The 13,716-nt window shown below is 72.3% G+C and carries 11 protein-coding genes; 2 read left to right on the top strand and 9 right to left on the bottom strand.

The window, feature by feature from the left end; genetic code table 11:
• Nucleotides 1–63: 63 nt before the first annotated feature.
• Nucleotides 64–1,644, bottom strand: a complete 1,581-nt coding sequence (locus AB0I18_RS00520; RefSeq protein WP_363103104.1) for a methylmalonyl-CoA mutase family protein — start codon at nucleotides 1,642–1,644, stop codon at nucleotides 64–66.
• A 282-nt stretch (nucleotides 1,645–1,926) separates the two neighbouring features.
• Here AB0I18_RS00520 and AB0I18_RS00515 point away from each other — a divergent pair, with 282 nt between their 5' ends.
• Complete coding sequence (locus AB0I18_RS00515; RefSeq protein ID WP_363103103.1) at nucleotides 1,927–2,754, top strand: L,D-transpeptidase family protein; 828 nt, start codon at nucleotides 1,927–1,929, stop codon at nucleotides 2,752–2,754.
• A 216-nt stretch (nucleotides 2,755–2,970) separates the two neighbouring features.
• Here AB0I18_RS00515 and AB0I18_RS00510 read toward each other — a convergent pair whose 3' ends face one another.
• The 5 genes from AB0I18_RS00510 to AB0I18_RS00490 form a co-directional block, all read right to left on the bottom strand.
• Entirely contained in the window at nucleotides 2,971–4,326 is a 1,356-nt protein-coding gene (locus tag AB0I18_RS00510) for a hypothetical protein (RefSeq protein ID WP_363103102.1), read from the bottom strand.
• Nucleotides 4,326–5,000 (bottom strand): RNA polymerase sigma factor, encoded by a 675-nt coding sequence (locus AB0I18_RS00505; RefSeq protein WP_363103101.1) that lies wholly within the window; start codon nucleotides 4,998–5,000, stop codon nucleotides 4,326–4,328. The genes AB0I18_RS00510 and AB0I18_RS00505 overlap by 1 nt, the downstream gene beginning before the upstream one ends.
• A gap of 397 nt (nucleotides 5,001–5,397) precedes the next feature.
• Nucleotides 5,398–6,165, bottom strand: a complete 768-nt coding sequence (locus AB0I18_RS00500) for a hypothetical protein (RefSeq protein WP_363103100.1) — start codon at nucleotides 6,163–6,165, stop codon at nucleotides 5,398–5,400.
• Nucleotides 6,166–6,204: 39 nt separating this feature from the next.
• The gene (locus tag AB0I18_RS00495; RefSeq protein WP_363103099.1) at nucleotides 6,205–6,822 is read right to left on the bottom strand and encodes an RNA polymerase sigma factor; all 618 of its coding nucleotides are present in this window, start codon (nucleotides 6,820–6,822) and stop codon (nucleotides 6,205–6,207) included.
• A gap of 106 nt (nucleotides 6,823–6,928) precedes the next feature.
• Entirely contained in the window at nucleotides 6,929–7,354 is a 426-nt protein-coding gene (locus AB0I18_RS00490; RefSeq protein WP_363103200.1) for a hypothetical protein, read from the bottom strand.
• 448 nt (nucleotides 7,355–7,802) lie between these two features.
• Between AB0I18_RS00490 and AB0I18_RS00485 the strand changes: the two genes are divergently transcribed.
• Nucleotides 7,803–10,487: an FG-GAP-like repeat-containing protein gene (locus tag AB0I18_RS00485; protein WP_363103098.1), complete on the top strand. Its 2,685-nt coding sequence runs from the start codon at nucleotides 7,803–7,805 to the stop codon at nucleotides 10,485–10,487.
• Between the two features lie 66 nt (nucleotides 10,488–10,553).
• Here the strand turns inward: AB0I18_RS00485 and AB0I18_RS00480 are convergent, their stop codons facing one another.
• The 3 genes from AB0I18_RS00480 to AB0I18_RS00470 all read right to left on the bottom strand — a co-directional run bounded on the left by AB0I18_RS00480 (nucleotide 10,554) and on the right by AB0I18_RS00470 (nucleotide 13,530).
• On the bottom strand, nucleotides 10,554–11,129 hold the full coding sequence (locus tag AB0I18_RS00480; protein ID WP_363103097.1) for a hypothetical protein: 576 nt from the start codon (nucleotides 11,127–11,129) through the stop codon (nucleotides 10,554–10,556).
• A gap of 100 nt (nucleotides 11,130–11,229) precedes the next feature.
• Nucleotides 11,230–11,745, bottom strand: coding sequence for a hypothetical protein (locus tag AB0I18_RS00475; RefSeq protein ID WP_363103096.1), 516 nt, complete (start codon nucleotides 11,743–11,745; stop codon nucleotides 11,230–11,232).
• Nucleotides 11,746–11,949: 204 nt separating this feature from the next.
• Nucleotides 11,950–13,530, bottom strand: coding sequence for a glycoside hydrolase family 20 protein (locus AB0I18_RS00470; RefSeq protein ID WP_363103199.1), 1,581 nt, complete (start codon nucleotides 13,528–13,530; stop codon nucleotides 11,950–11,952).
• Between the last annotated feature and the right edge of the window lie 186 nt (nucleotides 13,531–13,716).

The following is a 13,716-nucleotide window of genomic DNA, read 5'->3' as shown; positions in this document are numbered from 1 at the left end:
ACGAGAACTGTACACACCTGCAACTGTGTACGGCACGTCGGAGAGCGGACCTCGGAGATGCGGTCAGAACGCGTCCGTCGGCACGTAAGCCCCCCAAACCTCCCGCAGCGTGTTGCACACCTCGCCCACCGTCGCCCGGGCCCGCAGCGCGTCCTTCATCGGGTAGAGCACGTTGTCCTCGCCCTCCGCCGCCTTCTTCATGGCGGCCAGCGCCGCGTCGACCGCCGCCTGGTCGCGTTCGGCGCGGAGCCTGGTGAGACGGGCGGCCTGCTGGGCCTCGATGGCCGGGTCCACGCGGAGCGGCTCGTAGGGGTCTTCCTCGTCGAGCTGATAGCGGTTGACGCCGACCACGACCCGCTCGCCGGCGTCGGTCTCCTGGGCGATCCGGTACGCGCTGCGCTCGATCTCGCCCTTCTGGAAGCCGTGCTCGATGGCGTTGACCGCGCCGCCCAACTCCTCGACCCGCGCCATGAGTTCGACGGCGGCGGCCTCTACGTCGTCGGTCATCTTCTCGACCACGTACGAGCCCGCGAAGGGGTCGACCGTCGCCGTCACGTCCGTCTCGTACGCGAGGACCTGCTGGGTGCGCAGGGCAAGCCGCGCCGACTTGTCGGTCGGGAGCGCGATCGCCTCGTCGAAGGAGTTCGTGTGCAGCGACTGGGTGCCGCCGAGGACCGCCGCCAGGCCCTGGACGGCGACGCGGACCAGGTTCACCTCCGGCTGCTGGGCGGTGAGCTGGACGCCGGCCGTCTGGGTGTGGAAGCGCAGCATCAGCGACTTGGGGTTCTTCGCGCCGAACTCCTCGCGCATCACCTTCGCCCAGATCCGGCGCGCGGCACGGAACTTGGCGACCTCTTCGAGGATCGTCGTGCGGGAGACGAAGAAGAAGGACAGGCGGGGCGCGAAGTCGTCCACGTCCATGCCGGCGGACACGGCGGTGCGCACGTACTCGATGCCGTCGGCGAGGGTGAAGGCGATCTCCTGCGCGGGCGTGGCGCCGGCCTCGGCCATGTGGTAGCCGGAGATCGAGATCGTGTTCCACTTCGGGATCTCGGCCTTGCAGTACTTGAAGATGTCCGCGATCAGACGGAGGGAGGGCTTGGGCGGGAAGATGTACGTGCCCCGCGCGATGTACTCCTTGAGCACGTCGTTCTGGATCGTGCCGGTCAACTGGTCGGCCGTCGCGCCCTGTTCCTCGGCGACCAGCTGGTACATCAGCAGGAGCAGCGCGGCCGGCGCGTTGATGGTCATCGACGTCGACACCTTGTCCAGCGGGATCCCGCCGAACAGCAGCCGCATGTCGTCGATCGAGTCGATGGCGACCCCGACCTTGCCGACCTCGCCCGACGCGATCGCGGCATCGCTGTCGTGGCCCATCTGGGTGGGCAGGTCGAAGGCGACCGACAGGCCCATGGTGCCGTTCGCGATCAGCTGCTTGTAGCGGGCGTTCGACTCGACGGCCGTACCGAATCCGGCGTACTGCCGCATCGTCCACGGACGGCCCGTGTACATGGAGGGGTAGACACCGCGCGTGTAGGGATACGCACCGGGCTCACCCAGCTTCTCGGCCGGATCCCAGCCCTCAAGAGTCTCCGGTCCGTAGACCGGTTCGATGGGCAGTCCGGACTCCGACTCGCGCGCCATGCTGTGTTGCCTCCCGCTGAGCTGTTACTCGCCAGTACAGGCCGACCCTCGCCACGGACTGTAGCTGCGGCCGTGCGGCCGGTGGAGAGGCCCTGCCTGGGAGCTTGCTCACAGCCCGGACGAGACCCCGCTCACAACAATGCCGCGTAGTTCGCAACCGGGCACGCGCGGGAAACATCTCAGGGGACACATAGGGGGCGGTGAGAGGGGCCAGAGGGGTACCGCGGCCCGTCGAGGACCGGGATCGGTGAGCAACGGGGGGTTCGGATGCGTACAAGGGTCATGTGGAGATCAGTCGCGGCGGCGACGACGGTGGCGGCGCTCGTCGCGGTGAGCGGGTGCACGGTCCAGGCGGTCGGCACGCCCGCCGAGGAGGTGCCGCCGGTCCGCATCTCACCGGTGCCGGAGGCCTCCCCCGACGACGCCAAGCCCGCGAAGCCCGCGAAGCCCTCGAAGCGGCCCGCGCCCGAGGTCCCGCCCAAGGTGCTGTGGTCGAAGGGCGACAAGGGCAGGGACGTACGGGAACTGCAGGCCCGGCTGCGTCAGATCGCCTGGCTCTTCGAGGGCCCGACCGGGACGTACGGCGCCTCGACGGTCACCGCGGTCAAGGGCTTCCAGGGGAAGCGGGGGCTGCCGAAGACCGGGAAGACGGACTCCGTGACCTGGCGGCGGCTGCTGAACATGACGCGCGAGCCGGGCAAGTGGGAGCTGTACGCGTCCGGCGGCCAGCCGGCCGCGAAGCCGGACCCGCGCTGTCTGACGGGCCGGGTGCTGTGCGTCAGCAAGACGAGCCGGACACTGCGCTGGATGGTCGACGGCAGGACGGTCTCGACGATGGACGTGCGCTTCGGCTCGCAGTACACCCCTACCCGGGAGGGTGTCTTCAACGTCTACTTCAAGTCGCGCCACCATGTGTCCACGCTCTACGACACCCCCATGCCGTACGCGCTGTTCTTCAGCGGCGGCCAGGCGGTCCACTACTCCTCGGACTTCGCGGCCACGGGCTACAACGGCGCCTCGCACGGCTGCGTGAACGTACGGGACGAGGGGAAGATCGCGGCGCTGTTCTCGCAGGTGAGGAACGGCGACAAGGTCGTCGTCTACTGGTGAAGGACGCGCGGCGGGAAGAGTGGCGAAGGTTGTGCGGGCGCGGGCGGGACCGGGGGAACGTGTCCCGCCCGCGCCTTGTGCACTGAGCCTGGGTACGGGGGGAACCCCGGCTCGTGCGACGGCCGATGACCAGTCGGCTCGCTTAGTACTGCGTGCGGGCGGCCGAAAATGTCACACCCGGCGGGCGGGAACTGAGGAGCCGAACGAAACCGCAGGTCAGGCGCGTGCGGCGGATGGTGCGAAGGTCGCGGGCTTCGGCTGGGCGCCGGTGCCCGGAGCGGCTGCCGAGGCCGGAGCGAGGGCCGGCCCAGGGGCCGGTCCCGAGACCGCCGGAGGACGGGCGGGGGCGAAGACGGCGGGCCTGGCCGGACCGTTGCCGTTGCTGTTGCCGTTGCTGTTGCCGTTGCCGTTGCCGTTGCCGTTGCCGTTGCCGTTGCCGCGATGGTCCTGGCCGTCGTCGCTCCCGCCCCGGTGTACGCCAGGGCCTATGCCGGGGCCTATGTGGTGGCCGCCGCCACCCTCGCCGCCCTCGTCGTCGCCCTGGCCGCCCCGGCCGTCGCCGTCCCGGCCCGGCCCGTCCTTGCCGGTCCCGTGGCCGTCCCGGTCGTCGCCGTCGGAGTCGCGGTCACGGCTGTTCCCGTTCCGCAGGATGCCCGTGCAGTACTCCTTCACGTGCTCGGGCCCCTTCGCCGCGCTCTCCAGGCTGCGCCTGCGGTCCCCGTCCAGGTTTCTGCCGTCGCGGTAGTCGCGGCAGGCCGAGGCGGAGCCGCTCCACGCCTCCCCGCGGCGCGTCTCGCGCCGGGCGCCGTCGGAGTCGGGCCGCTTGTCCGCGCCCGTACCGCCGCGTGCCTCGTCCCGCGAGGAGGACCCCTCGCCGGTCGAGCCGCCGGTGGCACCGGTGCGACCGGTGCCGCCCTCGGGCGTCGGGACATCCGGGCGGCCGCCGCCCGGCATCTTCTCGGGGGTCGGCGAGAGGAGCGGGCGGTCCGGAGTGGCGGCGGGCGTCACGGAGCCGGCGGGTTCCGGTTCGCCGCCGCCGAACGGCAGGATGCCGGAGGTCACGGCCACGGCGACCCCGCCGATCATCCCGGCGGCCAGCGCGGCGGCCAGCCCGTAGCGGACCGGGCGGCCCAGGCGGGCGGGGCGGCGGCCGGCGGTGGACCGGCCGAGGCGGATGAGGCCCGCGTCGGAGGAGGACGGGGCCGACGAGGGCGGGGCCGCGGACGACGGCGACGCCGCGGACGACGGGCGCTTACGGGCGTGCAGGCCGAGGCCCACCTGTTCGGCTTCGCCGTCCTTGCCGGTGCGTGCCTTGCGGTAGGCGGCGAGTGCGGCCGCCTCACCAGGGAGTTCGTCGCAGACCGGAGCGGGTCCCGCGGTCGGCGCGCCCAGTGCGCCCAGTGCGCCGAGTGCGTTCAGCGCTTCGGCGAGTCGGTCGGCCTGGTCGCGGGTGCCGGCGTCGACGGCTTCCAGCGGCTCTCCGCGCAGCAGCCGCTCCGCCGCGTCGCGGTCCAGCCACCGGCCGGGGGGCCGGGGATTGTCCCCAGGGAAGACACAGCGCTCGTCGGCCATCACATGTCCTTCTGCGTCCGCGAACGCGTACGCGTCACACCGGCGGACGTCACCGCGCGGGTACGCGGTTCTCTGTGCGGGGGTCTCGGCGGCGGGACCGAGCCCAGTGAGCCGACGGATTCCGGATCCGCGCCGAGCAGCTCCGCGAGCCGCTTCAGACCTCGGTGCGCGGCGGTGCGGACGGCGCCCGGCCGTTTGCCCAGGGTCTCGGCGGCGGTCTTCGCGTCGAGGCCGACGACGACGCGCAGCACGACGGCCTCCGCCTGGTCCTGCGGGAGCTGGGCGATGAGGGAGAGGGTGTCGCCGGTGGCGAGGGCCTCAATGGCCTCACCGGCGGTGTCGGACTCGGCCGCCTTGCCGGTGAGCTCGTCCTCGTCGCCGCCTGTCGCGGGACGGCGGCCGCGCATCCGTATGTGGTCGAGCGCGCGGTTGCGGGCGATCCGGGCGGCCCAGCCGCGGAACCGGTCGGCGTCCCCGCTGAACCGTTCGAGATCCCGGGCTATCTGCAGCCAGGCCTCCGAGGTGACGTCCTCGGCGTCCGGATCGCCGACCAGCGTCCGTACGTAGCCCAGGAGCCGTGGATGCACGGCTCGGTACACAGTCCGGAACGCGGTCTCGTCTCCGTCCTGTGCCGCAAGCACCGCGGCGGTCAGCTCCGCGTCATCCCCCAGCACCGCACTCCCTCATGCGCCTAACCCGGCGCCGCTCTCGCGGACGTGGTTGCTCGCCATCATGGTTGCCCGATCGATGGTCGCGGTCGTGGAGCCTTCGTGGGTTTGACGACTCCCCCGCAGTCCGGCGCGAATGGCACGTTACGGCCTGAAACCGCTCCCCGTCCATGTCCGTACAACGTGCAACCAACTCGTGACGAGGTGGGGTGTGACACAAAACGCATCCCCGGCGCTGTAGAGAGTACGGGCCGCCGCGCGGCCCGTGCCGCGCGACGACCGGGGCCTCTCCTGTGGGGGGTGGCGGCCCCGGTCGTTGCCATCGGCGAAGGTCGGCGCGGTTCGGTGTGGATGGCGGGGATGCGGGCGACGGCGGTGCCGTCGCGGCTGCCGCCCGGCCCGGTCAGCGGGCGTTGCTGTTTTTTGCGGGGCCCTTGTCCGGGACCGTGTCCGGAGCCTTGCCCGGGGCCTGCGAGGGCTTGGCCGGCTTGCTCGGCCCGGCGGCCGCCCCGGTCTCGCCCTGCCCCGGATTCCCGTCCGGCCTCTCGGTCGGATTCCCGTCCGGCTTCTCGGTCGGCTTCAACTGGCCGGCGCAGTACGCCTCGACGTTCCCCGCGCCGCCCGCGGCCTGCACCAGGCGCTGCCAGGCGGTCGAGTCGAGTGCCTTGCCGCGGTCCTTGACGGAGTCGTACGCACGGCATCGGGCCTCGGTGTCCTGTGCGGACGAGGGCCGGTCGGAGGGGCCGCCGCCCCGGCCGGGCGTGGCCGAGCCGGGCGCCGGGGTGGGTGCGGCGTCCGGTGCGGACCGGGCCGGCGCGCTGTTCTGCGTCCGCGAGTCCCTCCGCTCGTCCGGCGTCCCGTCACCCGTGCCGATGGCCGCGACCGCGACCCCGCCGAGCGTCACACTCGCCAGCAACGCGGCCAGCGTCGCCCGCAGCGACCACCTGCCCCGCCGCTCCTTCGCCGCCCGCCAGTCGTCCCGGCGCCGGGTACGGGCCGCCGCCCCGTGCACCCCCTCGTCCCGGGCCGCCCGGAAGGCGGCGAGGGCCCGCCCTTCGGCGACGGGGTCGATCGCGTGGGCACGTACGGCGGTGGCGAGGAGGTCGTCGAGGGCGGGCGGATTCACCGCAGCACCGTTCGGAGTGCCGTCGGGGCCGTGTCGTTCAGGCATGTCCGAATCCACCCTCGCCGCCCAAGGACTGCTCGCTGTTCATCTCGACTCCCCCAGCGTCCGGGGGCCGTCATCCGTCACACCCTCCGCGCCCAGCTGCCGGGCCAGCCGCTTCAGGCCCCGGTACGCGGCGGTGCGTACCGCGCCGGGGCGTTTGCCGAGGACCCGTGCGGCGGCCGGGCCGTCGAGGCCGACGACGACTCGCAGCAGCACCGCCTCGGCCTGGTCGCGCGGCAGTCGCGAGACCAGTTCGAGGGCGTACTCCGTGGAGAGGGACTCCAGGGCCTGGTCGTGCGTGCTGTGCGTGCCGGGCAGTTCCAGCATGTCCTGTTCGAGCGCGGACGCCCGTGGCCGTACCTTCTGCCGCCGCAGGTGGTCGAGCGCCCGGTGCCTGGCGATGGTCGCGGTCCAGCCGCGGAACCCGGCCCCGTCGCCGCGGAACCGCCCCAGATCCCGGGCGATCTCCAGCCACGCGTCCGACGCCACGTCCTCCGCCTCGTCCCCGACCAGCCCCCGCAGATATCCGAGCAACCCGGGCTGCACCAGCCGGTACGCGACCGCGAAGGCGGCCTCGTCCCCTGCCTGCGCCCGCGCGACGGCCACGCCCAGTTCCCCGTCGGTCGCCTGCCCGCGGCGGGGTTCCCCTCCCTGGCCCAACACTGTCCTCGTTTGCACCGAGTTCGTACCGAATTCGCCTTACGCGCCACAGATCGCCGTGCCCGCGCACCTCTCAACGCCCTCAGCGCCCCGCGCGGCGGAAGTGTCACAGTCCGCCAGGCGTGCGGCCCGTCTCCGCGCCCCCCGGCAGGCCGGCCCGCGCCCGCCCGTGCAGCTGCAGGTAGAGCGTGCGCAGGGACTCGCGCTCCCCCGCCTCGAACCGCTTCACGACCTTCCCCAGCGGGTTCCAGACCCGCCCGTCCGTCATCCGGACGCCCACCGGCTGTCCGAACAACTCCCGCTGCGCCTCGTCGAATTCGACCCACACAGCACCGGCCCGTCGTACCAGAACCTCACCGGCGTAGGCCCCGAGCCCGAACAGGACGTGCCGCACGGCCGCGCGGTCCCGGCCGCCCTTGCGCAGCCCGTCGACGATGAAGTCGACTACGCGCAGGCTCGCGACGGAGTAGTCCAGCGGCAGCCGGTTGCGTGCCGTGACGTTCCGCACGAACTCCGCCGCGTGCCGCCTCATCCGCAGGTCCGCCGAGGTGCCCCTCGCGACCGCCGCCGCCACCACCGGTCCCGCCGTCCCCGCCGGCCTCGCACGTGTCCCCGCCACCGCTTCCGCCCCCTCGCTCGGTCCCGTCCGGACCGCGAGAGCCACGGCCGGTCCGCAGAACCAAGCGGAGAGAGCGGTACGAACATCACACTTCGCGGGAGTGACATAGGTCATGCGCCAAATCACCGAAACCCGTACAACCATCCGCACCTTTCAGGCGTCGGACCGGGCTCGAAGTGACCTACCCCACACCTTCGTTGGGTGATGTTTGGTTGGGTCCTGGCGCTGAATGAGAAGCCACCCCTGTGACGGGTGGGTTTTTTGTGAGGCTTTCCTTGGGGTGGGGTATTTGAGTCGCCGGACGACCCATGCGTACAAACCGCTGAGCCTGAAGCGGAGAGCGTGGCTGACGATAGGGGCCGTGGTGCTGGGCGGGGCGGGCGCCGTGACGTACGCCGTCGCGGACCCGGGCGCGGACCCGGCCGTGGAGGCCGCGCGGAGCAAGCGGCCCGTGAAGGTGCACGAGCTCGCGATGAAGAGCGACGGCACGGGCAGGCGCGAGGTCGAGCGGACGGGCACCGAGCCGTTCTCGCTGCTCGGCGTCTCCTGGACCGGGTCGAAGACGCTGCTGGACGGGACCGCCCAGGTCCGCACGCGCAGCAGCGAGACGGGCAAGTGGTCCGGCTGGCAGAACCTGGACCTGGAGCCGCACCCGGTCGACAAGGCCGAGCCGGACGCCAAGGAGGCCCGCGGCGCGTCCGATCCGCTGTGGGTGGGCGCCAGTGACGGCGTCGAGGCGCGGGTCGTGGCCGCGAACGGTTCCGCGAGTTCCGGTCTGCCCAAGGGACTTGAGCTCAGCCTGGTCGACCCGGGCGTGACCGCCGCCGAGGCGCGGAACAAGGCGCTCGGCACGGCCGCGGGCACCTCCATGGAGAACGCCGCCTTCGTCGCCGAGGACCCGACCGGCTCCCCGACGCCGGCCGACCCCGCCGCGGGGTCCGCGTCCCCGACGGACTCCACGAGCGGCGAGCCGGCGACCGACGCCCCGGCCTCGCCCACCGGGAGCACGTCACCGTCGCCGTCCACCTCGCCGTCGACGACCCCGGAACCGGACCCGGTCCCCTCCCCGCCGCCGTCCACGGTGACGCAGCCGCCCGTCATCTCCCGCGCCCAGTGGGGCGCCGACGAGTCGATGGTCCAGGACCCGCCGGAGTACATCGAGAAGGTCAGCGCGGTCTTCGTCCACCACACGGTCGGTACGAACGACTACAGCTGCGCGCAGTCCCCGGCACTGGTGCGCGGCGTCATGGCGTTCCACGTGCAGACCGAGAAGTGGAACGACCTCGGCTACAACTTCCTGGTCGACAAGTGCGGCCGGATCTTCGAGGGCCGGGCCGGCGGTATGGACCTGCCGGTGCGCGGCGCCCACACGTTCGGCTTCAACGGCGACTCGGCGGGCATCGCCGTCCTCGGCGACTTCGAGGGCGCCGCCGCCACCGCGACCACTCCGGCGAAGCCCGCGGGCAAGCCGGCCCGGGCCGCTCTGGAGTCCGTGGCGCGGGTCGCCGCGTGGAAGCTGGGCCAGTACGGCGGCAACCCGAGCGGCCAGGTCACGCTGACCGCGGCCGCCGACACGGGTGTGTGGAAGGCAGGCGAACAGGCCACGCTCAACACGATCTCCGGTCACCGCGACGGCTTCGCCACCGCGTGCCCCGGCAAGAACCTCTACTCGAAGCTGAGCGAGATCCGCCGGTACGCCTCCGGCCCCGGCAAGAACTCCGCCATCCCTACGGCGGACTTCAACCGTGACGGCATCAGCGACGTCGTCGCCGGAGTGCCGAAGGCATCGAGCGGTGTCGGCAACATCGTCATCGCGCCCGGTGGCCTCAACGGCCCGGTCTCGGCGGCCAAGGTGAAGCTCACCCAGTCCAGCGCGGGCGTCCCCGGTGTCTCCGAGAAGGGCGACAGCTGGGGCGCGGCCACGGCGTGGGGCGACATCAACGGCGACGGTCACGCGGACCTCGCGATCGGCGCACCCGGTGAGGACGACGGCTCCGGGCACGTGGACCGCGGCGCGGTGACGATCCTGTACGGCCCGAAGTTCGACACCGGCGCCGACACCATGGCGCTCGGCGACGACTTCACCATGAACAGCGCGAAGTTCGGCGCGACGGTCGCGGTCGGCGACTTCAACGCCGACGGCAGGGCGGACGTCTTCACCGCCGCCACCGGCACGGGCGGCAACTGGGCGGCCCGCTTCGACGACGGCCACGAGGTCGCGGGCGACCTCACCACCGTCTCCGGCGCCCTCGCCTACGCGGACGCCGCGTCCGGTGACTTCAACCGGGACGGCTTCGCGGACGTGGCCCTCAACTACCGCGACCAGTCCGGCGCCGGCAAGGTCACCTGGTTCAAGGGCTCCAAGGCGCTGGGCCTGTCGAAGGTGTCCACGATCTCGGTGAAGGGCGGCCGCTCCATCGCCGCGGGCGACGTGAACGGCAACGGCTACGACGACATCGTCATCGGCCAGCCGTACGCTTCCGAGTCCGGCGCGATCTCCGGCGGCCAGGTCACCATGGTCCCGGGCACGTCCACCGGCTTCACCACCACCGGGATGACGAAGATCACCCAGGACACGACGGGTGTCGCGGGCGCCAACGAGTCCGGCGACGCGCTCGGCGCCTCGGTCTCCGTGGGCGACTTCAACGCCGACGGCTACGCGGACGTCCTCACCGGCGCCCCGAACGAGGACATCACCCGCAGCGGCGCCAACCGCTCCAACGCGGGCGCGCTCTGGCTCTTCAAGGGCACCTCGACGGGGCTCACCGGCACCGGCTCGTTGTCCTACTCCCAGGACACGACCGGCATCCCCGGCTCCACGGAGAAGGACGACAAGCTGGGCTCCGCCGTCTCCCTGACGGACTACTCCGGGCACGGCCGCGCCCACCTGCTCATCGGCGCCGAGGGCGAGGACACGGGCAACGGCACGCTGCTGTACCTGCCGAGCACCGCCACCGGTGTCTCGGTCACCAGGTCTGCGTACTACGGCCTCACCCAGCTGGGCACACCGGCCGGCGCGGGCCTGGGCCAGGTCCTGGCCCCATAACCGGCCGCGCGGTGAGACAAAAGGCCGGGGCCCTGTGAGAACAGGGCTCCGGCCTTCTTCGTACCGTCAGACCCGCCCGCGGGCCCGTCGTGACACGACCGCGCGCAGCACGCGCCGTCCCTCCGTCGACACGTCCAGCGCCTGGCGCAGACCGGCCGGGCCGTGGGCCGACAGCAGTTCCAGGATGGCGATCTGGCGGCGCAGTTCGGCGGCGACGAGGGGCGACATGTCCTGTGTAAGGCCCTCGCGGCGGGCCGCTACCGAGGACGCCCCGTCGGTCGCGGCGTCGAGCAGCCGGTGGATCTGGAGCGCGGCGACCGAGCAGGCGTCCGCCCACTCGCGGAGGTTCGCGGCGGAGCGGTCCACGGGGACGGCGCCGAGCATCCGGTGCGCGAGCACGGCGGCCTCGCTCTCGGCGGCCGCGGCGGCCTCCGGGGCGTCGAGCCTGCCGCGCGCCTGCTCGACGCGCTCGCCCCAGTCCTCCCCCCACCCCCACTCCTCGCTCTCGGCGAGGCTCGCCCACAACGGCCGCAGGATGTCCTCGTCACCGCCCAACAGGGGCACACAGCGGTCCAGGCACGCCAGACCGCTGGCCGCCAGACCACGCTCGTCGGCCTGAGCGATCAGTTCCACCAGGCTCATCCACGCCTCCCTCGGTGGGGGCTCCTCTGGTAACGGAGCCCGCACTTCCCCTTACTGCGTGCGCAGTGGCCGGAACGTCACACCACGAGATGGCCGAAATCTACATGGGCACAACGCCCAGCCGGTCCAGAAACCGGAAGAAAAGCATCTCGGCGGACGGATCCGCTTCGCCGGTGAGTACGTCGAGGAGTGGCTCCTCGCTCACCGTGCGGCCCGACTCGGCGGCCCAGGCGACGGCCCGTTTGACGGCGTCACGCGGTTCCAGGAAGAAGTCGTCGACGGTCAGCCCGTCCTCGTTCCCGCCGAGGTACCCGGCCATCGCGTCCCGCGCCAGGCACGTCGTCCACGCGCCGCTCTCCGGCGCGGCCGCCTCGACGACCACGCAGTCGCTGTCCATGACGTATCCGAAGAGCGCGGGCGCGCCCGTCTCCTCGGCGAGGGTGTTCATGTTCCCGACGTCGCCCGCGGCGCCGTCGGGGGAGTTCGGGTACTCCCACACCTGCCAGCCATCGTCCGCGCGCTCGTGCAGCGTCATGCCCGACGCCCCTGCCAGCGCGCCCAGTTCCGCCAGCGGTGACTCGCTTCTACCCACGACGAAATAACCCCAGTAGCCCATCCCGCTCCCCCCGGTGTGTCGGTCGGCCCGCCGCGAATACATCACAGTCGTACGGCAGTTCGCCACCGAAATGGTCAAGTGGCCCCGAACTGCGCCGGAACGGCCTGGAGCGCAGGGGTCCGTGGCGGCGCACTCGGCGCACAGGGCCGTGCCCGGCGCCGCCGTCTGGCGACGGCAGTTGGTGCAGACCTCGGTGCACCCGATTCAGCCCAGCTTGCCCGCCAGCCCCTTGAACTCCGCCCACGGCAACGCCGGTTCCCGCGGATCCCACAGCTTCTGCGTCAGCGCCCGCAGCGGCATGCGGATGCCCGCCGCCACCTGGTCCTGGGTCTGCGAGCCCGCGAGGTCGCACCAGACGGCGAAGGAGCCGCCGAGGATCTGGGCGTCGTACTCCTTGGACACCGGCGCGGTGCCGCGCACGACGAGCGGGGTCCACTGCTCGTAGATGCGCTGCCCGGTCGGGTAGACGAAGGCGTTGGGCTGGCCGAGCACGTAGTAGAGGTACTCGTCGTTGTAGTTGACCAGCTTGCGCCCGGCCCGCAGATACTCGGCCGGCTGCCGCGCGCCGATCTCCTTGCCCGTCCAGTACGCGACCTCGATGTCGTCGTCGGCCTGCACGGCGCCCCCGGGGAAGAACCCGTCGTTCCAGGCCCGCAGCAGGCGCCCGTGCCCGCGCATCACGTCGGCCCGGTCGTTGAGCCAGCCCGTCGCCAGATCCGCGATCCCGGCGCCCGGCCCGTACGCCTTCTTCGCGGCGGCGGCCAGCTGCGGGAACGAAGCCTCGGGGCTCGCCACCGTCAGCGCCTGGTACTCGTCGGCGCCGAGATGCCAGTACCGACCGGGGAAGAGATCCGCGTACTCGTTCAGCAGGTCGTCCACGATGTCCGCGGCCGCGGGCTTCGAGATGTCGATCGCACCCCGCCTGGCGACACCCTGCGTGTTGCGCAGCTGGAGATCGGGATGCGCGGCCATCACCGCGCCGAGGTGCCCCGGCGAGTCGATCTCGGGCACGACGGTGATGTGCCGGCTCGCCGCGAGGGCGAGGATGCGCCGCACCTCCGCCTTGGTCAGATGCTCCTCGGACACGACTTCGGGATGCGAGTCGGACTCGATCCTGAATCCCTGGTCGTCGGAGAAGTGCAGCCCGAACTGGTTGTACTTCAGGTCCCCCAGCTCACGGATCCGGTCCTCGATCCAGCCGGCCGTGAAGTGCTTGCGCGCGATGTCCAGCATGAACCCGCGCTGCGGCTTGGCCGGCGAGTCGCGTACGACCCCCTCTGGCGCCACGCCGTCCCCGCGCACCTCCTGCTTGAGCGTCCGCGTCCCGTAGAAGACGCCCGCCTCCTCCGTACCGCTGATCCGCACCTGCCCGTTCCGCACGGTCAGCGTGTACGCCTCGGCGTTCGCGTCCTCGTCGGTGAGGTCCAGCCGTACGTCGCCGGAGCGCGGCTCACCCGACCCCGCGTACGTCAGTCCCAGTTCCCCGGCGAGCAGCCGCCCCTCGTCCACGAGCCCCTTGTCGCCGACGAGCACGCGGCCGCCCGCCGCGGGGCGCCAGCCGGGTCCGCGGGCCGGGGTGTGCTCGCGTACCGCCGGAATGGTCCGGGGCGTCTTCGACAGCGGATACGTACGAGTCGGCGACGGAGACGGGGTCGGCGCCGTTGACGCGGCGGTACTCCCGTCCGAGGGCCGTCGGCCCGCCGGCGCGCCGTCGTCACCGCTCGGCCAGAGCCCGACGGTCAGCGCGGCACCCGCCGCGACCGCCACACCCGCGCCGACCAGCAGGGGCCGCCGGCCCGCCGACCCCGGCACCCAGCGCCTACGCGCGTTCACCACAGACCACCCACCTGCACGTGCATTCGTTGCACCTCCACCGTGAACCTACGGCCCCGTCACCCCCTCCAACGTCCACCACACGTTCCGAAACTCTCCCGTGCGGGTGAAATTCGGGCATCCGTCGGACAGCTCCCG

Source organism: Streptomyces sp. NPDC050704 (assembly GCF_040654355.1).
Taxonomy (GTDB): Bacteria; Actinomycetota; Actinomycetes; order Streptomycetales; family Streptomycetaceae; genus Streptomyces.
The sequence above is the reverse complement of the archived record's forward strand: the minus strand, read 5'-3'. Positions and strand labels throughout refer to the sequence as shown.